Source organism: Micromonospora sp. NPDC003816 (assembly GCF_042874705.1).
Lineage (GTDB): Bacteria > Actinomycetota > Actinomycetes > Mycobacteriales > Micromonosporaceae > Micromonospora.
The window spans coordinates 350,627-374,761 of sequence record NZ_JBIANP010000003.1; the positions used below are offsets into that span (position 1 = coordinate 350,627).

The 24,135-nt window shown below is 73.1% G+C and carries 25 protein-coding genes; 16 read left to right on the forward strand and 9 right to left on the reverse strand.

The window, feature by feature from the left end; all coding sequences use genetic code 11:
- Positions 1 to 10: 10 nt before the first annotated feature.
- Positions 11 to 325: an STAS domain-containing protein gene (locus tag ACFYTT_RS12490; RefSeq protein WP_201272482.1), complete on the reverse strand. Its 315-nt coding sequence runs from the start codon at positions 323 to 325 to the stop codon at positions 11 to 13.
- 94 nt (positions 326 to 419) lie between these two features.
- Here ACFYTT_RS12490 and map point away from each other — a divergent pair, with 94 nt between their 5' ends.
- Entirely contained in the window at positions 420 to 1,277 is an 858-nt protein-coding gene (gene map, locus ACFYTT_RS12495; RefSeq protein WP_131056193.1) for a type I methionyl aminopeptidase, read from the forward strand.
- Positions 1,274 to 1,990 (forward strand): VIT1/CCC1 transporter family protein, encoded by a 717-nt coding sequence (locus ACFYTT_RS12500; RefSeq protein WP_357213169.1) that lies wholly within the window; start codon positions 1,274 to 1,276, stop codon positions 1,988 to 1,990. The genes map and ACFYTT_RS12500 overlap by 4 nt, the downstream gene beginning before the upstream one ends.
- A 12-nt stretch (positions 1,991 to 2,002) precedes the next feature.
- On the opposite strand, the gene ACFYTT_RS12505 is transcribed toward ACFYTT_RS12500, so the two are convergent.
- The 7 genes from ACFYTT_RS12505 to ACFYTT_RS12535 form a co-directional block, all read right to left on the reverse strand.
- Positions 2,003 to 2,722 (reverse strand): nucleotidyltransferase domain-containing protein, encoded by a 720-nt coding sequence (locus ACFYTT_RS12505; protein WP_176092999.1) that lies wholly within the window; start codon positions 2,720 to 2,722, stop codon positions 2,003 to 2,005.
- Positions 2,723 to 2,788: 66 nt separating this feature from the next.
- Positions 2,789 to 3,307 carry a nitroreductase family deazaflavin-dependent oxidoreductase gene (locus tag ACFYTT_RS12510; protein ID WP_131057647.1) on the reverse strand — a complete coding sequence of 173 codons (519 nt, stop codon included), beginning with the start codon at positions 3,305 to 3,307 and terminating at the stop codon, positions 2,789 to 2,791.
- Between the two features lie 62 nt (positions 3,308 to 3,369).
- The gene (locus ACFYTT_RS12515; protein ID WP_387258975.1) at positions 3,370 to 6,117 is read right to left on the reverse strand and encodes an FtsX-like permease family protein; all 2,748 of its coding nucleotides are present in this window, start codon (positions 6,115 to 6,117) and stop codon (positions 3,370 to 3,372) included.
- On the reverse strand, positions 6,114 to 6,860 hold the full coding sequence (locus ACFYTT_RS12520; protein WP_131057335.1) for an ABC transporter ATP-binding protein: 747 nt from the start codon (positions 6,858 to 6,860) through the stop codon (positions 6,114 to 6,116). The genes ACFYTT_RS12515 and ACFYTT_RS12520 overlap by 4 nt, the downstream gene beginning before the upstream one ends.
- Positions 6,861 to 6,919: 59 nt before the next feature.
- Entirely contained in the window at positions 6,920 to 7,501 is a 582-nt protein-coding gene (locus ACFYTT_RS12525) for a PadR family transcriptional regulator (protein WP_131057331.1), read from the reverse strand.
- A gap of 85 nt (positions 7,502 to 7,586) precedes the next feature.
- Positions 7,587 to 8,048, reverse strand: coding sequence for a ferritin-like domain-containing protein (locus tag ACFYTT_RS12530; RefSeq protein ID WP_357213175.1), 462 nt, complete (start codon positions 8,046 to 8,048; stop codon positions 7,587 to 7,589).
- On the reverse strand, positions 8,045 to 8,557 hold the full coding sequence (locus tag ACFYTT_RS12535) for a hypothetical protein (protein ID WP_176093001.1): 513 nt from the start codon (positions 8,555 to 8,557) through the stop codon (positions 8,045 to 8,047). Before ACFYTT_RS12535 ends, ACFYTT_RS12530 begins: the two co-directional genes overlap by 4 nt.
- A gap of 174 nt (positions 8,558 to 8,731) precedes the next feature.
- Here ACFYTT_RS12535 and rimP point away from each other — a divergent pair, with 174 nt between their 5' ends.
- The 10 genes from rimP to ACFYTT_RS12585 all read left to right on the forward strand — a co-directional run bounded on the left by rimP (position 8,732) and on the right by ACFYTT_RS12585 (position 18,674).
- Positions 8,732 to 9,400: a ribosome maturation factor RimP gene (gene rimP, locus ACFYTT_RS12540; RefSeq protein WP_176093002.1), complete on the forward strand. Its 669-nt coding sequence runs from the start codon at positions 8,732 to 8,734 to the stop codon at positions 9,398 to 9,400.
- Positions 9,397 to 10,440, forward strand: a complete 1,044-nt coding sequence (gene nusA / locus ACFYTT_RS12545; RefSeq protein ID WP_131057434.1) for a transcription termination factor NusA — start codon at positions 9,397 to 9,399, stop codon at positions 10,438 to 10,440. The genes rimP and nusA overlap by 4 nt, the downstream gene beginning before the upstream one ends.
- Before the next feature lie 49 nt (positions 10,441 to 10,489).
- Positions 10,490 to 10,786, forward strand: a complete 297-nt coding sequence (locus ACFYTT_RS12550; protein ID WP_387259737.1) for a YlxR family protein — start codon at positions 10,490 to 10,492, stop codon at positions 10,784 to 10,786.
- Positions 10,787 to 10,879: 93 nt separating this feature from the next.
- Positions 10,880 to 13,879, forward strand: coding sequence for a translation initiation factor IF-2 (infB, locus tag ACFYTT_RS12555; RefSeq protein ID WP_176093003.1), 3,000 nt, complete (start codon positions 10,880 to 10,882; stop codon positions 13,877 to 13,879).
- Between the two features lie 90 nt (positions 13,880 to 13,969).
- Positions 13,970 to 14,263 (forward strand): DUF503 domain-containing protein, encoded by a 294-nt coding sequence (locus ACFYTT_RS12560; protein ID WP_131055781.1) that lies wholly within the window; start codon positions 13,970 to 13,972, stop codon positions 14,261 to 14,263.
- A 142-nt stretch (positions 14,264 to 14,405) separates the two neighbouring features.
- Positions 14,406 to 14,903, forward strand: coding sequence for a 30S ribosome-binding factor RbfA (rbfA, locus tag ACFYTT_RS12565; RefSeq protein ID WP_131055783.1), 498 nt, complete (start codon positions 14,406 to 14,408; stop codon positions 14,901 to 14,903).
- A 182-nt stretch (positions 14,904 to 15,085) separates the two neighbouring features.
- On the forward strand, positions 15,086 to 16,081 hold the full coding sequence (locus ACFYTT_RS12570; RefSeq protein WP_387259740.1) for a bifunctional oligoribonuclease/PAP phosphatase NrnA: 996 nt from the start codon (positions 15,086 to 15,088) through the stop codon (positions 16,079 to 16,081).
- A gap of 65 nt (positions 16,082 to 16,146) precedes the next feature.
- A complete protein-coding gene (locus ACFYTT_RS12575) occupies positions 16,147 to 16,554 on the forward strand; it encodes a hypothetical protein (protein ID WP_131055785.1) in 408 nt (135 codons plus the stop codon).
- Positions 16,554 to 16,763: a DUF6186 family protein gene (locus ACFYTT_RS12580; protein ID WP_176095694.1), complete on the forward strand. Its 210-nt coding sequence runs from the start codon at positions 16,554 to 16,556 to the stop codon at positions 16,761 to 16,763. Before ACFYTT_RS12575 ends, ACFYTT_RS12580 begins: the two co-directional genes overlap by 1 nt.
- A gap of 561 nt (positions 16,764 to 17,324) precedes the next feature.
- A complete protein-coding gene (locus tag ACFYTT_RS12585) occupies positions 17,325 to 18,674 on the forward strand; it encodes an MATE family efflux transporter (protein ID WP_357213185.1) in 1,350 nt (449 codons plus the stop codon).
- A 7-nt stretch (positions 18,675 to 18,681) separates the two neighbouring features.
- Here ACFYTT_RS12585 and ACFYTT_RS12590 read toward each other — a convergent pair whose 3' ends face one another.
- Positions 18,682 to 19,002, reverse strand: coding sequence for a hypothetical protein (locus ACFYTT_RS12590; RefSeq protein ID WP_387258980.1), 321 nt, complete (start codon positions 19,000 to 19,002; stop codon positions 18,682 to 18,684).
- 142 nt (positions 19,003 to 19,144) lie between these two features.
- On the opposite strand from ACFYTT_RS12590, the gene truB reads away from it, so the two are divergent.
- From truB to ACFYTT_RS12610, 4 genes are all read left to right on the forward strand, one after another.
- Positions 19,145 to 20,029 (forward strand): tRNA pseudouridine(55) synthase TruB, encoded by an 885-nt coding sequence (truB, locus tag ACFYTT_RS12595; protein ID WP_387258982.1) that lies wholly within the window; start codon positions 19,145 to 19,147, stop codon positions 20,027 to 20,029.
- A gap of 52 nt (positions 20,030 to 20,081) precedes the next feature.
- Positions 20,082 to 21,011, forward strand: coding sequence for a bifunctional riboflavin kinase/FAD synthetase (locus ACFYTT_RS12600; protein ID WP_131055606.1), 930 nt, complete (start codon positions 20,082 to 20,084; stop codon positions 21,009 to 21,011).
- A 170-nt stretch (positions 21,012 to 21,181) separates the two neighbouring features.
- The gene (gene rpsO, locus ACFYTT_RS12605; protein ID WP_117226670.1) at positions 21,182 to 21,451 is read left to right on the forward strand and encodes a 30S ribosomal protein S15; all 270 of its coding nucleotides are present in this window, start codon (positions 21,182 to 21,184) and stop codon (positions 21,449 to 21,451) included.
- A gap of 226 nt (positions 21,452 to 21,677) precedes the next feature.
- The gene (locus ACFYTT_RS12610) at positions 21,678 to 24,038 is read left to right on the forward strand and encodes a polyribonucleotide nucleotidyltransferase (RefSeq protein WP_357213190.1); all 2,361 of its coding nucleotides are present in this window, start codon (positions 21,678 to 21,680) and stop codon (positions 24,036 to 24,038) included.
- Positions 24,039 to 24,135 lie beyond the last annotated feature (97 nt).

A 24,135-nucleotide genomic window follows, 5' to 3' on the forward strand; every position in this document is an offset into this window, starting at 1 on the left:
GCCCGGCGGGTCAGACCGGCCGCAACCAGCGCTGCTCACCCAGGCCGGCGATGTGCAGCACGCGGCTGACCTGCCGGGACGGCAGCACGTCGAGGGTGTCCGGATAGTGACCGGCGAGCCGCACCACGGCGTGGATCGCCGCCGAGTCGAAGAAGCTGACCGCGCGCAGGTCGAGGAGCAGCCGGACGGCCGGCTCACGCAGCGCGGTCTGCAGCATGATGTCCGCGGTCGCCATGTCCACCTCGCCGGTGACCACCACGCGGAGCTGGTCACCGTCGATCTCCGCGCTGGCGGAGAAGACGGGTGGTGCTCCCCCTTGATCCACGCTGACACCTTGACACAGCGGTTGTTGTAGGGCAACAACCGTGGGCCACCGACGGTGGTGGGGGTCACCCCGGGGGCGGCGATAGGCTTGCCGCATGACCGTCCGTGCGCCGTTGACCCCAGGCACGATCTCCCCGTGGCGGCCGGTGCCCGCCCACATCGTCCGACCGGAGTACGTCGGCAAGAAGGCCCCCCGGCCGTGGCAGGGGTCGCACGTGCAGACGCCGGAGACGATCGAGAAGATGCGGGTCGCCGGGCGGCTCGCCGCGCAGGCCACCCAGCTCGCCGGCGAGCACTGCAAGCCCGGTGTGACCACCGACGAGATCGACCGGGTGGTGCACGAGTTCCTCGTCGACCACGGCGCCTACCCGTCGACGCTGGGTTACCGGGGCTTCCCGAAGTCCTGCTGCACCAGCCTGAACGAGGTGATCTGCCACGGCATCCCGGACACCACCGTGCTGGCCGACGGCGACATCATCAACGTGGACGTGACCGCGTACATCGGCGGGGTGCACGGCGACACCGACGCCACCTTCTGCGTCGGCGAGGTCGACGAGGAGGTCCGGCTGCTGGTCGAGCGGACCCACGAGGCGATGACGCGGGGCATCAAGGCCGTCGCGCCGGGCCGGCAGATCAACGTCATCGGCCGGGTCATCGAGTCGTACGCGAAGCGGTTCGGCTACGGCGTGGTCCGCGACTTCACCGGCCACGGCATCGGCGAGGCGTTCCACAGCGGCCTGTACGTGCCGCACTACGACAGCCCCCGGCCAACCGACGTGATGGAGCCGGGCATGACGTTCACCATCGAGCCCATGATCACCCTCGGCACCCACCAGTACGACATGTGGGAGGACGGCTGGACGGTGGTCACCAAGGACCGCAAGTGGACCGCCCAGTTCGAGCACACGGTGCTGGTGACCGAGAACGGGTACGAGATCCTGACGCTGCCGTGACCGACACCCCTGCGGCACTGCGGGAGCACCACCACGCGGACGTCTCCGGCGGGTGGCTGCGACCCGCCGTCTTCGGTGCCATGGACGGGCTGGTGACCAACATCGCCCTGATCGCGGGCGTCGGCGGTGGCGGCGTCTCGCCGCAGGCCATCGTGCTGACCGGCACCGCCGGTCTGGTCGCCGGCGCGATCTCGATGGCGCTCGGGGAGTACACCAGCGTCCGCTCGGCCAACGAGCAGATCGCCGCCGAGGTGGCCAAGGAGCGGCGCGAGCTGGAACACCATCCCGAGGAGGAGGCCCGGGAACTCGCCGAGATGTGGATGGCGCGGGGATTGCCAGAGGATCTTGCCGTCCAGGTGGCCGAGGCGGTCCGCCAGCATCCGGAGCAGGCGTTGCGGATGCACGTCCAGGAGGAGTTGGGCGTCAACCCGGACGAGCAACCCAACCCGTGGGCGGCGGCACTGTCGTCGTTCCTCTGCTTCTCGGTCGGCGCGCTGGTGCCGCTGCTGCCGTACCTTCTCGGCGCCACCAGCCTGGTGCTGGCCCTGGCGGTGGGCGGGCTCGGCCTCTTCGTGGCCGGCGCGGTCGTCTCCCGGTTCACCAACCGGCGGTGGTGGACCGGCGGGATGCGGCAGTTGCTGCTCGGCGCCGCCGCGGCGGCGGCGACCTACCTGATCGGTGCGTTGATCGGCGTGCAGGGCGGGCTGGGCTGAGCCGCCGCGCGGTCAGCCGGTGAGCAGGTCGTCGACGGTCCCGTCGACCGGCCGGCCCCGGGCGGTCAACTCGGCCGACTGGCGGGCCAGCACCGCCCCGACCTCGGTCATGTCCGCCCCGGCCAGCCCGGTCCGCCGGACCGCGTCGCCGGGGTCGCGGAAGTAGGTGCGACTGAGCAGCCCGGTGACGGTCGCGGCGGCCAGCCGTGACTCGCCGAGCATCAGCAGGGCCTGGTCCGTCTCGTACCACTCGGCGAGCCGGGCCGCCCGCGCGTGCGCCGCGCTGCCCCGGTACCAGGCCCGGCGGGCGGCGCTGCTGAACTCGGCCGGGCGGGCCCTCGCCAACCGCCCGAGGTGCGCGTCCCGCTGGGTGCGCAGCCACCCGGTCGGGTCGTGCAGCGGCCGGGTCGTCACGTACCGGTCGGCGGTCAACGGCCACCGCGAGGTGAGCTGCCGGGCCTGGCGCAGACGCTCCTCGGCGGCGGCAACGGTCAGGTCGACCAGCACCCCGTCGACCCGCCGGGTGGCCGAGGGCGGCCCGGTGTCGGGTCGGTAGGTGACCACCAGCAACCCGACCTCGCTGTCCCCGCCGCCGTCGTCGTCGCCGTGCGCGAGCGGCCCGTGCACCGCGACGGCGAGCACGTCGGCGGGGAAGCGCCGACGGACCGCCTCGGCGATCCGTCCGGCCACCTGCCACCGGGGATCGTCCCGGTGCTCCTGGACACCGTCCACACCGACCACCCCATCGCGCCACCGTGCGGACCGTCGCCGGTAGCGACGGCCCGGTCACCGCACACCCTAGTGCGGCGCGGGCGGCCCGTCCGGCGGGTCCGTGCCGTCGGGCGTGCCGGAGGCCGTCGGCACCAGCCGGAAGACCCGGATCTCCCGGTCACCGGCCCGCCGCACGTACGCCTCGTACGCGGGCCAGGCGTCGACCAGCAACCGCCACAGTCGCTCGCGTTCGGCGCCGGTCGCCGGTTCGCCGCGTACCGCGAGGCGACGCCCGGCGACGTCCACTTCGGCGTGTGGCTCGGCGAGCAGGTTCAGCGACCAGGCGGGCTGCTGGGTCTGGCCCCAGTTCGAGCCGACCACCACGTACCCGTCCCCGTCGGGCACGTAGAGCAGCGGGTTGCTGCGCGGTTTCCCGGAGCGGCGGCCGGTGGTGGTGATGACCAGGGACGGCACCAACCCGAGCGCGACCACCCGGCCCCGGGTCAGTCGCCCGACCGCCCGGTCGAGCGGCACCAGCAGCCGGGCGGTGGCGCCGAACCAGGGGTGGTGACCGATTCGGCGGGTCACGTCGCGCAGTACGGACATCCGGACATTCTGCATCCACCGGCGTCGGTCCGACACCCGCCGTTCAGCCGGGCCGGTCGGCCCTAGTCCAGGCGGCGTTCCACCGGCAGCCGGGACCGGGTCAGCAGTGCCGCCCCGGCCATCGCCACCAGCGGCACCACGACCAGCACGCCGAGAGTGAGCCAGGGCACCAACAGCGGGTACGGCGGCTCCACCGGCCACCCCTCGGCCAGCCGTCGATTCGTGAAGGTCAGGATGATCATCGCCGAGCCGAGCCCGGCGACGATGCCCAGCAACGAACCGAGCACCGCGATCACGCCGGCCTGGCAGAGCGACAGCAGCTTCCGTACGCCCGGTCCGGCACCGACCGAGGCGAGTGTGGACAGGTCGGCCCGCCCCTCGGCGGCGGCGAGTCCGGTGGCGATCCCGGCGGCCCCCACGGTCACCACCGCGGAGACCCCGGCCAGCAGGAGCAGCAGCGGCTCGGTGCCGGTGAAGCCGTGACCGAGCTCGAACTGCGCGCCGACCGGGCCGAGGTACTCCAGCGCGTCGACGAACCGGTCCCGCTGCCGCTGTCGCGGCGGCTCGGCGGCCTCGACCACCCAGCCGGTCTGTCGGACGGCGAGGTCGAGGCGGTCGGCTGCGGCGGGCGAGATGAGCAGCCAGGACGGTCTCAGGTGGCTCCGCACCGCGTACCCGGGCACGGTCGTCGTGGTCGCCTCCCCCGTCTCGCGTTTGTCGTCCTCGACGCGGAGGTGGACGCGGCCGTCGACGAGGTATCGCGAGTCCGTCACCACCGCGCCACCCGCGCGCAGGACGGCCGTGGCGGCGGTGACCTCGGCTGGCGTGGCGCCGGTGAGCATCGGCAGCGCCGCACCGTCGTCGACCGCCACCTGGACGTAGCCGTCGAGGTGGTCCTCGGCCGGCCACTGACAGCGGCGGTCGGCGCGGGCCCGCTGCTCGTCGGCTTCGCTGATCGACTCGTAGGGTCGCCATGGGCAGACCTGGTCCGGCGGCGCCACCGCGCTCACCACGCAGGCATCGAAATTCGTCCGGCAGCCGGCCGCGACCAGTGGGGCGACCGACCCGGCACCGAGATGGTCACGGGCCGCCGCGGTGACGGCGGCCCGGTCCGGTGGCCCGGTGGCGTCCGGGTCGTCGGCGGTGACCAGCACCGTCTGGCGCGGCAGCAGCGGACGGTACTGCTGGTCGGCGCGGACGTCGTCACTGGCGAGGAAGGCCCCGAGGGCGACGCTGCCGGCGACCGCCGCCATCACCGCCGAGATGGCCGGCGCGGTCGAGGAACGGTTGCGACTGGCGTCGCGTACCGCGATCCGGGGCGCCAGCGGGAGGAACCGGCCGAGCCGGGCCAGCAGTCCGACCAGCGTCGGCGTGGCGAAGACCAGCCCGAGTTCGCCGAGCACCAGCCCGGCGAGGATGACCGACGAACGGACCATCGCCGCACCGATCCCGGCGATGACCAACCCGGTGACGGCCAGCAGCACACCGAGCGCCAGCCAGCGCCGCCGGTGGGTGGGCGCGCCGCGTCGGCCGGCGAGCCCGGCGACCACGTCCTGCCGGGCGGCGGTCCAGGCCGGCGCGAGCGCGGCCAGCACCCCGGCGAGTACGGCGACGAGTGCGATCACGCCCAGCGCCGCCGGCCAGACGCGGTACCCGGCGAAGCGGTGCTGGAAGACGAACTCCTCGACCAGCGGCCGGGCGGCGAACGCGGAGAGCACACCGAGGGCCACTCCGGCGGCGGCACCGATGCATCCGAGCAGCACGCCGTCGGCGAGCACCACCCGGCGGAGCTGAGCCGCGTCGCCGCCGGCCACCGCGACGAGTGCCAGCTCCCGCCGCCGTCGCCGGACCCCCACCGCGAAGGCCGGGCCGACCAGCAGCACCACCTCCAGCAGACCCAGTCCGCCGACCAGCACCCCGGTGCCGATCTCCTCCGCGCCCAGGCTGTTGCCGAGCGGACGGACCGCCTCCACCGGGCTCGACGGAGCGGAGACGCGGGCACCGACCACCACTCCGTTGCGGTTGAGGTGGCGGAACAGGTCCTCGGTCACCGGCCCGGGGAGGTCGACCAGGAACACGGTGTCGTGGTCCAGCGAGCCCGACGGTTCACCGGCGGAACGCAGGAACGCCATCGGCTCCAGCGACTCCGGGAGTTCGACCACACCGACGACGGTCCAGCTCCTCGTGCCGTCCCGGGCGTTGAGCACGCCCCCGACGTCGACGCCGAGGGTACGCCGAGCGGCCCGGTTCAGCGCGACCTCGTCGGCCGTTGTCGGCACCCGACCATCGTGGATCCGAACGAGGCCGGCGGCGAGCGGATCGGCGAGGTCGACCTCGGTGGCGGGTACGTCGTCGCGGGTCCGGGTGCCGTCCCGGAGGGGAAGCGGCAGCCAGCGGCGTACCGGGAGGACCCGGCTGTCCGCCGGGAGCAGCCGGAGGATGTCGTCCACGGTGACCGTCTCGGGGATCCGGTCCTCCGGCGCGTTCCACACGCTGCCGTCGGCGTTCTGGGTGACCGGCCCCTGGCTGACCACCCGCAGCTCCGCGTCGGCGTTGCCGAGCCGCTGCTCCATCTTCTCGGCGGGGTCGAGCCGGGCCATGTCCGCGCTGACCGCGACGAAGGACAGGGCCAGGACGGGCAGGACGATCATCGCCAGCACCAGAGCCGTACGCCCACGGGCCCGCGTCACCTCGCGGCGGGCGATCCGCAGCGCGGCCCGCCAGGAGCCCACCGTCTCGGCCAACCGGGTCCGGCGGGGCCGCTCGGGTGGGAGGTCGTGCACCGGCCGCGACTGAGGGCGGAGGGTCACCGAAGACTGCCGGAGAGCAGCGCGTCGACGCCGGCCAGCGGGGCGGTCGAGTCGACCGTCACACCGTCGCGCAGGAACACCACCCGGTCCGCCCAGGCGGCGTGCCGCGCCTCGTGGGTGACCAGCACACCGGCGGCTCCGGCGTCGACCCGGCGGCGCAGCAGCCGCAGGACGGCCTCACCGGTCTGCGAGTCCAGCGCTCCGGTCGGCTCGTCGGCCAGCACCAGACGTCTTTCGCCGACCAGCGCCCGGGCGATCGCGACGCGCTGCTGCTGGCCGCCGGAGAGCTGGTCGGGGAACCGGTCACCGAGTTCGGTCAGACCCACCTCGGTCAACGCGTCGAGCGCCAGCCGGCGGGCCCGCCGGACGCCCGCGCCGTCGAGTTCGAGGGGGAGGGAGACGTTCTCGGCGGCGGTCAGACTGCCGATGAGGTTGAGGTTCTGGAAGATGTACCCGATCCGGCGGCGGCGCAGCCGGGCCAGGCCACGCCGGTCCAGGGTGTGCAGCGGCTGTCCCTCGACGAGCACGTGACCGGTGGTCGGGCTGTCCAGCCCGCCGGCCAGGGTCAGCAGGGTCGACTTGCCGGAGCCGGAGGGACCCATCACGGCGACCAGTTCGCCGGGGCGGACGACCAGGCTCACCCCGCGCAGCGCGTGCACCGCGGCCGGGCCGCTGCCGTGGGTCCGGTGCACGTCCCGCAGCTCCAGCACGGCCTCCGGGACGGGCCCGGTGTCGTGGGGAATGCCGGAGTCGGATGTCGCGGCGGTGTCACGGGTACGCGACGTCTGCCGCTCGTCCGCGCTCACCGCCAGGCCTCCTCACCACTGCGGCCCGCCGCCTCGGGCAGTGGCGTCGGGCCGGGTGCCGGGGGGCGGTGCCGCACCAGGCTGCTCTCACAGTGGTCGAGCCAGCGCACCTCCGCCTCGGCCTGGAAGACCATCGCGTCCAGCACCAGTCGCCATGGCAGGTCCTCGGGCCGGTCGCTGGAGTACTTCAACCGGGTCAGCTCCTGGAGTGTCCGCATCGTCGCGGTGCGCTGGGTCTGCACCACGGTACGAACGTCCACGCCCGGTGTGGTCAGCGCCAACGCCAGCTTGATCGCCAGTTCGTCACGGGGCCGGTCGTTGCGGCTGATCGGGGTGGCGAACCACAGCGTCAGGTCCGCCCGTCCGGCTTCGGTGATCTCGTACGGCCGCTGCCCGGCCTCGCTCTCCGGCAGCGACCGCACCAGCCCGTCCCGCTCCAGCCGGGACAGGGTGGTGTAGACCTGCCCGATGTTGAGCGGCCAGGTGGAGCCCGTCGACTCCTCGAAGGCGGCCCGGAGCTGGTAGCCGTACATCTGGCCACGTTCGAGCAGGGCGAGCAGGCCGTGACGGATGGACATGGAACGGGAGTATGCATACCTGGTATGCCATCCGCAACCGGTGCGGACCGTGACGCTGCCTACCCATCGACCGGGGTGGCGTCCCTCAAGCGGGGCGACCCGGGAACGGCACGGTCAGCGGGGTGGTGCCGGCGCTGCGCCGCCACCGTGTCGCCCGGACCGCGTAGTCGACCAGGGCGGCCAGGGCCCGCTCCCGCTCGGCGCCGGTGCTGACCGGCAGTGCCGCCCGCCAGAACGCCGCCGTCCGCTCCTCCACCTCGATCGCGAGCCGCAGCGCGCTGGCCCGGTCGGTCACCGGGAACGGCAGGGCGTAACCGGCCCGGTCCGGCGGCACCGTTCCGCCACCGGTGCTGATCTGCATCACCAGCGCGTCCCGCCGGCCCCGGTGGGCCGCCTCCGCGTCGGCGGCGGCCTTCCGATCGTCGCCGGTCAGGCGTACACCGATCGGGCCGTAGGCCCAGATGGCGGCGTACTCGGCGGTCAACGCCCCGGCGAGCGCCTCGCCCGGCCCGGCCGGCGCACCGCGCCCGGTGAACCGCCCGTTCATCGCAGCGCCTCCAGGTGGCTGGCGCGGGCGGCGGCGACGGAGCCCAGCACCGCGGCGCGGTCGGCCGGCGCGGCGGCGCAGGCGGCCTTGGCCGACTCCCGGCCGGTCCGCTCGGCCTGGCGCAACGCGGCCAGCGTGGCGGCCGGCTCACCCGGCCGGACGGCGGGGGAGGACCAGGTCGCCCCGCTCGGAACGGCCGGGCCGGACGATGTCGCGGCACCGGTCAGCCGGGCCAGTTCGGCCGCGTGCGCCTCGTGCGACTCGGCGAGCGGGACGAGCCGGGCGGCCAGGTCGGGGTGGGCGGTGGCGGCGGCGCGCAGCCCCGCGGCGAGACCCAACGACTCGTCGACCAGCGGGGCCAGCGGGTCCGGCTCCGGTGGCTGCTCGTCCCCGCCGAAGAGACCGCAACCGCTCAGCGGCACGGCGGACCCACCCAGCGCCAGCAGCGCACCGGCCCGCAGGACCCTGCGCCGGGACAGCTCGGCGGACCCGTCCGGCCGACTCGTCATGCCCATCACCACCGGACAAGTCAACACCATCGCCGTGGGCCGTGTGGCGCGGTGGCGCCGGTGCGCCGCCCGGGCTCTCCTTCGCCGGGCGCGTTACGCTCTGCGCAACCACCGGCGCGCCCGCACCGGTGGCGTGCCGGCATGGCGGCCGACGAGCAGTGGAAGGTCCAACAGATGACGCAGCGTGGCCGTGCCACCAGAACGACGGGGCGACCCCGTGGCGGTCAGGCTCCGCGAGGTGGTCCCGCGCCGCGCACTGCTGCGCAGGGGGGCCGGGGTGACCTGGCCGCCCGCCGTGAGCGGCTGCGCGCGGTGATCGCACCGGTCGTCGCCGAGGCCGGCTACGACCTGGAGGACCTGGCCGTCTCCCGGGCCGGACGACGACACGTGGTACGCGTGATCGTCGACGCCGACGGCGGCATCAACCTGGACGCGGTCGCCGACGTGTCGCGGGCGGTCTCGGCAGCGCTGGACGCGGCCGAGGAGACCGGCGGCGACATCGTCGCCGGGGAGTACCAACTGGAGGTCAGCTCGCCGGGGGTGGACCGCCCGCTGACCCTGCCCCGGCACTGGCGGCGCAACGTGGGCCGGCTTGTCCGGGTGACCGTGCGCGGCGGGACGACCGACGGCCGACCGGCCGGCGACCGGCAGGTCACCGGGCGGGTGGTCGAGGCCGACGACGAGCGCGTGGTGCTGGAGACCGACACCGAAAGCGCCGGGTGGGCGTACGCCGACCTGGGGCCGGGCCGGGTGCAGGTCGAGTTCAGCCGCCTCGACGACCTGGCCGAATCAGAAGACCTCGACGACGATGACGATGACGATGTGGAGGACGAGGAGAGGTGAACATCGACCTCGCGGCGCTGCGCGCACTCGAGCGCGAGCGGGAGATCCCGTTCGACACGATCCTGGCGGCGATCGAGACCGCGCTGCTGACCGCGTACCGGCACACCGAGGGTGCGCAGTCGCACGCCCGGGTGGAGATCGACCGCAAGACCGGCGTGGCCCTGGTCTACGCCCAGGAACTGGGCGACGAGGGCACCGTCGACCGGGAGTGGGACGACACTCCGCACGACTTCGGGCGGATCGCCGCCATGACCGCCAAGCAGGTCATCCTCCAGCGGTTGCGGGAGGCCACCGACGAGGTGCACTTCGGCGAGTACGCGGGCCGCGACGGTGACCTGGTGACCGGGGTGGTGCAGGCGCACGAGGCCCGGGCCGAGAAGGGCATCGTCACGGTCGACCTGGGCAAGCTGGAGGGGGTGCTGCCCCAGTCCGAGCAGGTGCCCGGCGAGCGGTACACCCACGGCGAGCGGATCCGGTGCGTGGTGGTGCACGTGGCCAAGGGGATGCGCGGCCCGCAGATCACGCTCTCGCGTACCCACCCGAACCTGGTGAAGAAGCTCTTCGCCCTGGAGGTTCCGGAGATCGCCGACGGCACGGTCGAGATCGGCGCGATCGCGCGTGAGGCCGGTCACCGGACGAAGATCGCGGTCCGCTCCACCACTCCCGGGGTCAACGCCAAGGGCGCCTGTATCGGCCCGATGGGGCAGCGGGTCCGGGCGGTGATGAGCGAGCTGCACGGCGAGAAGATCGACATCATCGACTGGTCCGACGACCCGGCGACCTTCGTCGGCAACGCGTTGTCGCCGGCGAAGGCGCTGCGGGTCGAGGTGGTGGACCTGGGTGCCCGCGCGGCCCGGGTGACCGTGCCGGACTTCCAGCTCTCCCTGGCGATCGGGCGGGAGGGGCAGAATGCCCGGCTTGCTGCCCGACTGACCGGTTGGCGGATCGACATCCGGTCCGACGCGGAACAGACTGGCTCCAGTGGGCGGCCCGGAGCCGACCCCGTCCGGGAGCCAGGCGGAGCGGTCTCGGGAAGCTAGGGGTAGACTTCTTCCAGTGGCACGACGCGCGCTGCCGGAGCGCACCTGTGTGGGCTGCCGACGGCGGGCACCGGCCAGTGAACTACTGCGGATCGTCGCGGTCGGTGACGAGGCTGGGTTCAGCCTTCGACCCGATCCGGCCCGCAGACTGCCGGGTCGGGGAGCGAACATGCACCCAGATCCGGCCTGCTTCGCGCAGGCAGTGCGGCGTCGCGCCTTCGGGCGCGCGCTGCGCCTCGCCGGGGTTCCGGATGACGGCACCCTCGCGGAGTACCTGACGCGTCAACCACCACGTCCGGTCGTCCGACCGGGTGTGGCCGCTAGCAAGGTAGGACGACCGACATGAGCACACGATGAAGTCCCAGAAATGACCAGGCTTCAAGTGCACGAGTGAGGTCGCTGCGGGTGCTGCCCGCACGACCTCGGAGTGAGGAGTGCAGTGGCAGGCAAGGCCCGCGTACACGAGCTTGCGAAAGAGCTCGGGGTCGAGAGTAAGACCGTTCTCGCCAAGCTGAAAGAAATGGGCGAGTTCGTCAAGTCCGCGTCGAGCACGGTCGAGGCGCCCGTCGCCCGACGGCTGCGTAACGCCTTCGTCGCCTCCGGCGGCTCTGGTGCCCCGGCGGCTGCGCCGTCGGCCGCACCGGCTCCGGCGGCAGCGCCCACCCCGCCGGCGACCCCCGGCGAGCCCCGCGTCACCGCCAAGCCGATGCCGCCGCGGCGTCCGGCGATGCCCGGACCGAAGCCGAAGGCCCCGGTTCCCGGCCCTCCGCCGGCGGTGACCCCGGTCGCCAAGCCGGCGAGTGCCCACGACATCGAGGTGGCCGCCGCCGAGGCGCGCGCCGCCGCGCTGAAGGCCGAGCAGGAGGCCGCGGTCAAGGCCGCACAGGCCGCCCGCCAGCAGCAGCGTGACAACGTCCGCCGGGAGCCTCCGGCAGACGGTGGCGCCCGTCCAGGTCCGGGCCCGCGGCCCGGTCCCGGCACCATGCCGCCCCGCCCGGGTTCCCCGGCCGCGGGTCGTCCCGGTGGCCCGAACCCCGGCCCGGGTGGCCGGCAGGGTCGCCCGCCGGCGCGTGGCGCCGGTAACAACCCCTTCGGTATCCAGGGCAGCCAGCAGCAGCGGCCGCCGGCCGCCGGTGCCGGTGGTCCCCGGCCCAGCCCGGCCTCGATGCCGCCGCGGCCGAGTCCCGCCTCGATGCCGCCGCGGCCCAGCCCGGCGTCCATGCCGAGTCAGCGTCCCGGTCGTCCGGGTGGCCCGGGTGCCGGTCGCCCCGGTGGCGGCGGCGGTGCCGGTCGTCCGGGTGGCGGCGGTGGCGGTGGCTACCGTGGCGGCCCCGGTGGTGGCGGCGGTGGCGGTGGCTACCGTGGCGGTCCCGGTGGTGGCGGCGGTGGCGGTGGCTACCGTGGCGGTCCCGGTGGTGGCGGCGGTGCCGGTGCCGGTGGCGGCTTCCGGCCGGGCGGACCGGCCGGTGGCGGCGGTCGTCCGGGTGGCGGTGGCCGTGGCCGTGGCGGCGGTGCCGCCGGTGCCTTCGGCCGTCCGGGTGGCAAGCCGACCCGTGGTCGCAAGTCCAAGAAGCAGCGCAGACAGGAGTTCGACAACCTGTCGGCCCCGACCATGAGCTCGGGTGCTCCCCGGGGTCAGGGGCAGGTGGTCCGGCTCTCCCGTGGCGCCTCGCTGTCGGACTTCGCCGACAAGATCAACGCCAACCCGGGTTCGCTGGTCCAGGAGATGTTCAACCTGGGCGAGATGGTCACCGCGACCCAGTCGTGCTCCGACGACACCCTGCTGCTGCTGGGTGAGCACCTCGGCTTCACCGTGCAGATCGTCAGCCCGGAGGACGAGGACCGCGAGCTGCTCGCGCAGTTCAACATCGACCTCGACGCCGAGGTCGCGGAGGACCGCCTGGTCAGCCGTGCGCCGGTGGTGACCGTCATGGGTCACGTCGACCACGGTAAGACCAAGCTGCTCGACGCGATCCGCAAGGCGAACGTGGTGGCCGGCGAGGCCGGTGGCATCACCCAGCACATCGGCGCCTACCAGGTCCACGTCCCGCACGAGGGCGAGGACCGGGCGGTCACCTTCATCGACACCCCGGGTCACGAGGCGTTCACCGCCATGCGTGCCCGTGGTGCCCAGGTCACCGACATCGTGATCCTGGTGGTGGCGGCCGACGACGGCGTGATGCCGCAGACCATCGAGGCGCTCAACCACGCCAAGGCGGCGGACGTGCCGATCGTGGTCGCGGTCAACAAGGTCGACAAGCCGGAGGCGAACCCGGACAAGGTCCGCCAGCAGTTGACCGAGTACGGCCTGGTCGCCGAGGAGTACGGCGGCGAGACCATGTTCGTCAACGTGGCCGCGAAGCCCGGCATCGGCATCGAGGAACTCCTCGAGGCAGTGCTGCTCACCGCCGACGCGTCGCTGGAGCTGACCGCTCCGACCGACGGGCCGGCGCAGGGTGTGGCCATCGAGGCGCACCTGGACAAGGGTCGCGGTGCGGTGGCGACGGTGCTGGTGCAGAAGGGCACCCTGCGGGCGGGCGACTCGATCGTCGCCGGTGGGGCGCACGGCCGGGTCCGGGCGATGCTCGACGAGAACGGCAACCAGGTCACCGAGGCCGGTCCGGCGCGTCCGGTCCTGGTCCTCGGCCTGACCGCGGTGCCCGGCGCGGGCGACACCTTCCTCGCCGCGGCGGACGACCGCACGGTGCGGCAGATCGCCGAGCAGCGCCAGGCACGGCGGCGGGCGGCGGCGTTCGCCAACTCGCGTGGCCGGGCCACCCTCGAGACGCTCATGGAGCAGCTCAAGGAGGGCGAGAAGACGTCGCTCAACCTCATCCTCAAGGGCGATGTCTCCGGTTCCGTGGAGGCCCTGGAGGACGCGCTGTTCAACCTGGACATCCCCGAGGAGGTCCAGCTCAAGGTCCTCGACCGGGGCGTCGGCGCGATCACCGAGAGCAACGTCATGCTCGCGAGCGCCTCGTCCGAGCCGGTCACGATCATCGGCTTCAACGTGCGGGCCTCGAACAAGGTCCGCGAGATGGCCGACCGCGAGGGCGTGGAGATCCGGTACTACACCGTCATCTACCAGGCCATCGAGGAGATCGAGGCGGCGCTCAAGGGCCTGCTCAAGCCGGAGTACGAGGAGGTCGAGCTCGGCAGCGCGGAGATCCGCGAGGTCTTCCGCTCGTCCAAGATCGGCAACATCTCCGGTTGCATCGTCCGGTCGGGCATCATCCGACGCAACGCGAAGGCGCGCCTGCTGCGCGACGGCACGGTCGTGGCGGACAACATCACGATCAGCTCGCTCAAGCGCTTCAAGGACGACGCGACCGAGGTCCGCGAGGGCTTCGAGTGTGGTCTGACGCTGGCCGGTTACAACAACGTGCAGCCGGGCGACATCATCGAGACCTTCGAGATGCGGGAGAAGGTTCGCGCCTGATCCGGTAGTGACGCACTGATCGAGGGGTTTACGCCGAATGGCGTAAACCCCTTGATCATGCGGGGTGGGGTGCGGGTAGTGTCCGCAGCGATGTTCACCGCAACCGCAGTGTTCGACCTGCTGCTGCCGGGCGACTCCCGGTCGCTGAAGGCGAAGAGATCGTACGTACGGCCGATCGTGGCGGCGCTGCGCCGCTTCGAGGTCTCGGCCGCCGAGGTGGGTGCGCTCGACCTGCACGGGCGAGCTGAGATAGGAGTGGCGGTCGTGGCCGCGGAGGCGGCGCACGCCCGTGAGGTGCTCGACTCGTGCGAGCACCTGGTGGCCGGTCGACCGGAGGTCGAGTTGCTGTCGGTACGCCGCCGGCTGCACGGCGAGGACGACTGACCGGTGGCGGGTGCGGCCCCCTGCCGCCCCGCGCGCCGGAGCACGTGGCGCGGGTAGGGTTTCCAGTGTTGGGGTCGGTGCGGGCTCCGGTGACGGCGTCGCCGGTTCCGGCCGGCAGCGGGACGCCGTGGAGGTGGCGGAGATGACGGATCCGGCCAAGGTACGTCGGCACGCGGAGCGGGTGCGTGAACTGGTCGCGTCGGTGGTGCGGAGCCAGATCAAGGATCCGCGGCTCGGCATGATCACTATCACCGACGCCCGGATAACCGCCGACCTGCGCGACGCCACGGTCTTCTACACCGTGCTCGGTGACGCGGCGGCGCAGGCGGGTACCGCCGCCGCGCTCGACAGCGCGAAGGGCATGCTGCGCAGCACCGTCGGCAAGGCGCTCGGATTGCGTCACTCGCCGACCCTGACGTTCGTCCTGGACGACGTGCAGGACCAGGTGAAGCACATCGACGACCTGCTCGCGGCGGCCCGGACGGCCGACGCGGAGGTGCAGCGCCTCGCCGCCAAGGCCGCGTACGCCGGTGAGGCCCAGCCGTACCGGCTCGACGACGAGGACGACGAGCCCGACGAGGCCGAGAACGAGACCGGCACCGGTGACACGGACGACACCCGGAGCGGGGATCGGCGGTGACCGCCCCCTCCGGCGGTGCGCTGACCGAGTCGGGCCCGGGTGCGGCGTTGCCGAGTCCGGCCCGCCCCGGTGCGGCCGGGGGAGCGGCGGGTGCCGCCGACCCGGACGCGGCGACCACCGGAGCCTCGACGGCGACCTCCTCGGGCGGGTCCGCGCCGAGTGAGGCCGACTGGGCCGCTGCGGTGGCGGCGGTGCGCCAGGTGGTGCCCGCCGGCCGGGTGCTGCTGATCTGCCACGTGAACCCGGACGGCGACGCGCTGGGCAGCATGCTCGGCTTCGGGCTCGGGCTGCGGCAGCTCGGCGTACGCCAATTGCAGGCGACCTTCCCCGGGCCGCCGGAGGTGCCTGATCCGTTCCGTGGCCTGCCCGGGCTGGATCTGCTGGTCCCCGAGACCGAGGCCGACCCGGAGCCGGACCTGGTGATCTGTTTCGACGCGGCCAGCGACTCGCGCCTCGGTGACCTGGCCGACCGGTTGGCCGGTCCGGGCAGCGCACTGGTGCTCGACCACCACGCCTCCAACGTCGGCTTCGGTGACGTCAACCTGGTCGACCCGGCGGCGGCGGCGACCTCGGTGGTCGCGGAGGAACTGCTGGCCCGGCTCGGCGTCCCGTTGGACGCCGGCATCGCCGAGTGCCTGTACGTGGCGCTGAGCACCGACACCGGCTCGTTCCGGTTCGACGCGACCACGCCGGCGGTGCACGAGATGGCGGCCCGCCTGATCTCCACCGGCATCCGGCCGGGGGAGATCTCCCGGCGGGTCTTCGACAGTCGACCGTTCGGCGCGGTGCGCCTCTTCGGCGAGGTGCTCGGCCGGGCCCGGCTGGAGCCCGAGGCGGCGTCCGGGCATGGCCTGGTCTGGACGTACGCGACCCAGGACGACCTGGCCCGGCACGACCAGCGGCCGTACGTGCTGGAGGCGCTGATCGATCCGGTGCGGTGCACCGCCGAGGCCGACGTGAGTTGTGTGGTGAAGCAGACCGGGCCGCAGGAGTGGGCGGTGTCGCTGCGCAGCAAGGGCGCGGTGGACGTGAGCCGGGTGGCGGTCGCGCTGGGCGGTGGTGGGCATCGACTCGCCGCCGGGTTCACCGGTCGGGGCAGCGTGGACGAGGTGGTCGACCGGGTACGCGCCGAGTTGGTGGCGCCCGCGCAGGGACGTGACGTCGACCCCGAGGGGTGATTTCAGGGGCGGCTCGGGGGAGTGTTGCCGTACCGCCGCCGGGAGATGACGGGGAGAATCGAGTGATGGAGCAGCCCCACGACCTCACGATCGACGCTCCCCGTACGTGGGAGAGACCGGTCGTCTGCGTACCGGTGCTGGTGGCCCTCTCGCTGGTCGGCGGACGGTTCCCGTCGTTCTCCACGGAGGCCAACCTCTACGTGTTCGGCACCGGCGGGCTGCTGATCTGGCTGGGCCTGACCAAACGGGTGCAGGCCCGTCCGGCACCCGAGCGCCTGGGTTCCGGCGCGGTCTGGTGGACGCTGCCGGTGGTGGTGTTCGGGGTGTTCGAGGGGGCCACGTTCGTCGCGGCGGCCGGTGACGACTTCCCCACCTTCTCGCTGCTGGCCGACCCGTTGCTGGAGGACAGGCTGGTCCGGTCCGCCGCGTGGCTGGTCTGGCTCTCGGCGTTCTGGGGGTTGGTTCGCCGATGATGCGGTATCTGGCGATCGGCGGGTTCCTGGTCGGTCTGGCGCTGTTCGCGATGGTCGAGTGGATGGCGCGGCGGGAGGGCTCGCGCATCCCGACGCTCGGCGAGATGTGCGCGTACGTGATGCGCTACGAGGTCGGTCCGGTTCCGGTGGGCCGGATCGGGATGTTCGGCTTCTGGTGGTGGGTGGGCTGGCACTTCCTGGCCAGGTGACCGGGATCCGACCGGTCCAGATGGCGGGAACAGCACGCACCATGTGGACCTGAACGATAACTTGGGAATAGACCTGTGCTGCTGTGGCGCGGGTCACGGGAGCGGAGCCCTACCCGGCGTCGCTTCCCCTCCAGGGTCGACCGACCCGGGCCGCCACCACACCACCCGTCCATAGCTCCGGTGATCCTGGGGCCGGTTTCGGGTGCCTGTCGTACACCGCCCGTGATGCCGTCGCGCCAGTCGGCGCGCGCCCTGGAAGGGGTCCGCCATGCCCGCCAAGCCCAAGCCCGAGACCACCGACGAGGCCCGCGAGCAGGCCCGCCGCGCCCTGCAGACCTCCATGGACACCCGTCAGTGACCGTACGCGACCGGCGGTGACGCCGAGCCGCACCACGCGTACGGCGTCACCGCCCCGGATCGCCTGACGGTCCCGACGCCGCCCGTGCCACCGGCTGCGTACCGCTCATCACCTGTCCTCCCGCCGCCCTGGCGGACGTCCTCGACGGGTAAGTGGCGCAGGAGCTTGCTCTCCTTACACATCGCGTGCCAGGATCGGCGGCGATGAGCCAGACCTCCGTTGCCAGCCGTGTCGCCTCACCGCGCCGGTTCGCCGCGCTCGCCCTGCCGGCCCTCGTGGTGCTGGCCGCCGAGCCGATCTACGTCCTCGTCGACACCGCCGTCGTCGGCCACCTGGGCCGCGTGCCGCTCGCCGCGGTGGCGGTCGGCGGCACCGTGATGACCCTGACCGCCTGGCTGGGCACCGTGGTCGCCTACGGCACCACCGGGCGCGCCGCCCGCCGTTTCGGCTCCGGTGACCGGGGCGCCGCGGTGGCCGAGGGCGTGCAGTCCTCCTGGCTGGCCTTCGGCGTGGGGTTGCTGGTCGTGGTCGCGATGCAGTTCGGTGGCGGCGCGCTGGCCGGTGCCCTCGCGGGCGGCGGCGAGGTGGGCGAGGCCGCCGGGCAGTGGCTGCGGGTCGCCGCCTTCGGTGCGCCCGGTCTGCTGCTCGCCGCCGCCGGCAACGGCTGGATGCGGGGTGTGCAGGACACCCGCCGGCCGCTGTACTTCGTGGTCGGTCCGAACCTGCTCTCCGCGGTGCTCTGCCCGGTGCTGGTCTATCCGGTGGGGATGGGGCTGATCGGCTCGGCGGTGGCCAACGTGATCGCGCAGACCATCGGCGGCGTGCTGTTCGTCGGCGCGCTGATCTCCGAGCGGGCGCCGCTGCGCCCGAACCTCCCGGTCATCCGCCAGCAACTCGTGCTCAGCCGTGACCTGCTGGTCCGGGGCGTGGCGTTCCAGGTCAGCTTCCTGTCGGCCACCGCCGTGGCGGCCAGGTTCGGGGCTGCCGTGGTCGGTGCCCACCAGATCGCCGTGCAGCTCTGGTTCTTCGCCGCGCTGGTGCTCGACGCGTTGGCCATCGCCGCGCAGGCGCTGGTCGGTGCGGCTCTCGGTGGTGGTGACGCGGCGGTGGCGCGGGCCCTGGCCCGTCGGGTCGCCTGGTTGGGCGCGGTCTGCGGCACCGCGTTCGGGGCGCTGGTGGCGGCCGGTGCCGGCGTGGTGCCGGCCCTGTTCACCCCGGACACCGCCGTGCACGCGCAGGCGATGGTGGCGTGGCCGTGGTTCGTCGCGATGCTCCCCCTGGCCGGTGTGGTGTTCGCCCTGGACGGGGTGCTGATCGGTGCCGGTGACATCCGCTACCTGCGCAATCTGACCGTGGCCGGTGCGCTGGGCGGCTTCCTGCCGGCGATCTGGCTCGCCTACGCCTTCGACCTCGGCCTCGGCGGGATCTGGGCGGGCCTGATGCTGTTCGTCGTGATCCGGCTGGTCGGCCTGGTGCTGCGGCTGCGCAGCGGTGCCTGGGCGGTGACCGGCGCGGTCCGGGACGAGGCACGGACGCCCGACGCCGTCGCGTGACGGCGGTTCAGATCAGGCTGAAGATCCCGTAGGCCGCCAGCACCAGGATCAGCGCCAGCGTCCAGGCGACGACCATCATGACGATCTTGGTGGTGACCGGAAAGCGCTGGTACAGCCGTTGTCGCCGCTGCCAGGCCCACCATCGGCCCCGCAGCCACCGCGCTCCGGGCAGCGCGGCGAGGCGGTCGCCGACCCGGGCCCCCAGGGTGCGTCGAGGCGGGGGAGGGTCGCGCATCCAGTCGGGCAACATGCTCGGCTGGTCGGGAGTCCGCAGGCTCACCGGGCGCTCGGGATCTCGCTTGCGGACGGTGCCGTCGCTCGTGGCCATCTCGTCTCCTCGCGATCCGCCGGTGGCACCTCGCCGCCATCGGCGCACCATCCTGGCAGGGCCGCGACCGGCGCGTACAGCCGATTTCCGGCCGGTCGTCCGGTGTCGGGCTCGCTCGGGCGGTCTGGCAGGCTTGCACGTCGTGAGCACTGACGGTCTGATCGTGGTGGACAAGCCCGGCGGCATGACGTCGCACGACGTGGTGGCGAGGATCCGCCGATTCGCGCGTACCCGGCGGGTCGGGCACGGCGGCACGCTCGACCCGATGGCCACCGGGGTCCTGGTGATCGGCGTGAACCGGGCCACCCGGCTGCTGACCTACGTGATCGGGGCGGACAAGAGCTACACCGCCACCGTCCGCCTCGGCCAGTCCACGGTCACCGACGACGCGGAGGGCGACGTGATCGCCACCACGCCCGCCGGCACCGTCACCGACGAGGCGATCCACGCCGCGCTGGCGGACCTGACCGGCGAGATCGACCAGGTGCCGAGCGCGGTGAGCGCCATCAAGATCGACGGACAGCGGGCGTACAAGCGGGTGCGGTCGGGGGAGAGCGTCGACCTGCCGGCCCGGCGGGTCACCGTGTCCCGCCTCGACGTGCTGGCGATCCGCCGCGAGCAGCCGGACGTCGTCGACGTGGACGTCGACGTGTCCTGCTCCACCGGGACGTACATCCGGGCCATCGCCCGCGACGCGGGCCTGGCGCTCGGGGTCGGTGGGCACCTGACCGCGCTGCGGCGGACCGCGGTGGGTGGCTTCACCCTGGCCGAGGCCGCCACGCTAGACGAGCTGGAGCAGCGTGCGCCCGAGGTGGTCGGGGTGCCGCTCGCGGCCGCCGCCGACCGGTTCTTCCCCCGTCGGGACGCCGACGCGGACGAGGCGAAGGTGCTCTCCCACGGTGGGCCGTTGGAGCCGGTCGGGCTGGCCGGGCCGTACGCGGTCTTCGATCCGGCCGGCGGGTTGATCGCTATCGTCAGCGAGCGGGGTGGCCGGGCCCGCGCGGAGATCGTGCTCGCCCCGGCCTGACGGCGGGTGCCGGCCCGGATGGTGCGGGCGGGCGGACTAGCGGAGGAACAGCATGCAACGGTGGCGGGGCTTCGACGCGGTGCCCGGCGGGTGGGGGCGGTCCGTCGTCACCATCGGCGTCTTCGACGGCGTGCACAAGGGGCACCAGGCGACCATCGGCCACACCGTCGCCCGGGCCCGCGAGCTGGGCGTGCAGTCGGTGGTGGTCACCTTCGACCCGCACCCGGCCGAGGTGGTCCGGCCCGGCTCCCACCCGGCGGTGCTCACCGAACCGGCCCGCAAGGCCGAGCTGATCGAGTCGCTCGGCGTGGACGTGCTCTGCGTGGTGCCGTTCACCGCCGAGTTCTCCCGGCTGCCCGCCGAGGCGTTCGTGCACGACGTCCTGGTCGCGCACCTGCACGCCGCGCTGGTGGTGGTGGGGGACAACTTCCGGTTCGGGCACCGGGCGGCCGGGGACGTCGCCCTGCTCGACCGGCTCGGCCGTACGTTCGGCTTCGCCGTGGAGGACGCCCCGCTGATCTCCGAGGCGGGCACCGTCTTCTCGTCCACGTACATCCGCTCCTGCGTCGACGCGGGGGACGTGGCCGCCGCGGCGGTCGCGCTGGGACGCCCGCACCGGCTGGAGGGGGTCGTCGTCCGGGGTGACCAGCGCGGCCGGGAACTGGGCTTCCCCACCGCGAACCTGCTCTGCCACCGGTACGCGGCGGTCCCGGCGGACGGCATCTACGCGGCCCGGATGATCCGTCGGGGGCAGCGGCACCCGCTGGCCGCCGCGGTCTCGATCGGCACCAATCCCACCTTCTCCGGCCGCGAGCGGCGGGTCGAGGCGTACGCGCTGGACTTCGACGGTGACCTCTACGGCGAGCGGCTCGCCCTGGACTTCGTGTCCCGCCTGCGCGGGCAGGTCCGGTACGACGCGATCGAACCGTTGGTCGCCCAGATCACCGAGGACGTCGCGCAGACGCGCCGGGCGCTGGGCTGAGGGCTCGTCAGGGCGATCCCGACCAGGTGCTGGTAGGCTGGCATGGACGTCGGCTGACCGACGTGGGGCCTCGCTGCCTGCTCGACGCCGCGGGCGCGTAGGCCGTTCGTCGCCGGTGCCCTAGCCCGGCCCGACGAACCGTATCGACAACCCACCAGAACAGGGAGAACATGGCGCTCGACCAGCAGGCCAAGGCCAAGATCCGCGAAGAGTACGCGACCGCCGAGGGTGACACCGGGTCGCCCGAGGTGCAGGTCGCGGTCCTCACCAAGCGGATCGCCGAGCTCACCGAGCACCTGAAGGTGCACAAGCACGACCACCACAGCCGCCGTGGGCTGCTGCTGCTGGTCGGCCGTCGCCGTCGGCTGCTCAACTACGTGCAGAAGAAGGACATCAACCGCTACCGGTCGCTCATCGAGCGACTCGGTCTGCGTCGGTGACGTGACGGGGGGAGCGGCCCGACGGGCTGCTCCCCCCGTCCGCGTCCCACCCGAGACACGGGCCGCGCGCACCTGAGACAAGGGGAGCCGTCGGCGTACCGGTCTCCGGTAGTGGCCTCCGGAGGCCCCGGCATCTCGCCGGTGGTACCGGGCGCTTCGATCGAAGACCGGCCGTCCGTACAGCTCCCGCGTCGTGGCCCCCGATGCGAAGGAGTACTGCCGCACCATGACCGAGACCAAACTCGGCACCGAAGTCCGCACCGCCGTGATCGACAACGGCTCGTTCGGCACCCGTGAGATCACCTTCTCCACCGGTCGGCTGGCCCGTCAGGCCGCCGGCTCCGTCATCGCCCAGCTCGGCGAGACGGTCGTCCTCTCCGCCACCACCGCCGGCAAGCAGCCGAAGGAGCACTTCGACTTCTTCCCGCTGACCGTCGACGTCGAGGAGCGGATGTACGCCGCGGGCCGGATCCCCGGCTCGTTCTTCCGCCGTGAGGGTCGCCCCAGCGAGGACGCCATCCTCACCTGCCGCCTGATCGACCGGCCGCTGCGCCCCTCGTTCGTCAAGGGCCTGCGCAACGAGGTGCAGGTCGTCGAGACCATCCTCGCGCTCGACCCGCAGCACCCGTACGACGTGGTGGCGATCAACGCCGCCTCGATGTCGACGAAGCTCTCCGGCCTGCCGTTCTCCGGCCCGATCGGGGCCACCCGGATGGCCCACGTCGACGGCCAGTGGGTCGCCTTCCCGACCCACGAGGAGCTGAGCCGCGCCACCTTCGACATGGTGGTGGCCGGTCGCGCCCTGGCCGACGGCGACGTCGCGATCATGATGGTCGAGGCCGAGGCCACCGAGCACACCGTCAAGCTGGTCGCCGACGGTGCCCCGGCACCCACCGAGGAGGTCGTGGCCAGCGGTCTGGAGGCCGCCAAGCCGGCCATCCGTGAGCTGTGCCGCGCGCAGAGCGAGCTGGCCGAGGTGGCCGCCAAGCCCGTCGCCGACTTCCCGGTCTTCCTGGACTACCAGGACGACGCGTACGACGCGGTCGCCGAGTTCGCTCGCGCCGACGTCGCCGAGGCCCTGCAGATCGCCGGCAAGGCGGACCGCGAGGAGGCCCTCGACGCGATCAAGGCCCGCCTGCAGGAGGAGCTCGGCCCGCGCTTCGAGGGTCGGGAGAAGGAGCTGTCGGCTGCCTTCCGCTCGCTGACCAAGTCCGAGGTGCGCGGCCGGGTGCTGCGGGAGCAGGTCCGGATCGACGGCCGTGGCCCGCGCGAGATCCGTCCGTTGAGCGCCGAGGTCGGCGTGCTGCCCCGGGTGCACGGCTCGGCGCTGTTCGAGCGTGGCGAGACCCAGATCCTCGGCGTCACCACGCTGAACATGCTGCGTATGGAGCAGTCGTTGGACACCCTCTCCCCGGAGAAGTCCAAGCGCTACATGCACAACTACAACTTCCCGCCGTACTCGACCGGCGAGACCGGCCGGGTGGGCTCGCCGAAGCGCCGCGAGATCGGGCACGGCGCGCTGGCGGAGCGGGCGCTGATCCCGGTGCTGCCGTCGCGGGAGGAGTTCCCGTACGCGATCCGCCAGGTCTCCGAGGCGCTCAGCTCCAACGGTTCCACCTCGATGGGTTCGGTCTGCGCCTCGTCGCTGGGTCTGCTCTCCGCCGGTGTGCCGCTGCGGGCGCCGGTGGCCGGCATCGCCATGGGCCTCATCTCCGACGAGGTCGACGGCAAGACCCAGTACGTGACGCTGACCGACATCCTCGGTGCCGAGGACGCCTTCGGTGACATGGACTTCAAGGTCGCCGGCACCCGGGACTTCGTCACCGCCCTGCAGCTCGACACCAAGCTCGACGGCATCCCGTCGGACGTGCTGGCCGCCGCGCTCCAGCAGGCGTACGAGGCCCGGCAGACCATCCTCGACGTGATGCAGCGGGCGATCGAGGCTCCGGCCGAGATGTCCGACTACGCGCCGCGGGTCACCACGGTGAAGATCCCGGTCGACAAGATCGGCATGGTGATCGGCCCGAAGGGCCAGACCATCAACGCCATCCAGGACGAGACCGGCGCCGAGATCTCCATCGAGGACGACGGCACCATCTACGTCGGCGCCACCAACGGCCCGTCGGCGCAGGCCGCGGTCGAGCGGATCAACGCTATCGCCAACCCGACCCTGCCCAAGACGGGCGACCGCTTCCTGGGCACGGTGGTCAAGACCGCGCCGTTCGGCGCGTTCGTCTCGCTGCTGCCGGGCCGCGACGGCCTGCTGCACATCTCCAAGGTGGGCGACGGCAAGCGGGTCGACAAGGTCGAGGACTTCCTCAACGTCGGCGACCGCGTCGAGGTCGAGATCGCCGACGTCGACCAGCGCGGCAAGATCTACCTGGACAAGGTCCGGCCGGAGGGCGCCGAGGCGCCGGCCGCCGAGGCCGGTGGCGAGCGGCCGGCCAGCCGTGACCGGGGCGACCGTGGCCCGCGTGACCGGGGCGACCGCGAGCGCGGTGGCGACCGGGGCGGCCGTGGCCCGGAGGGTGGCGAGGGCGGCGGCGACGGGGACTCCCGTCCGCGGCGCCGCACCCGGCACAGCTGATCGCCGACAGTAGCTAGTACCGCACCGCTGACCGGCCGGGCGACACCGTCGCCCGGCCGGTTCGTGATCCACCACCCCTCGTCGTACTGGGAAGCAG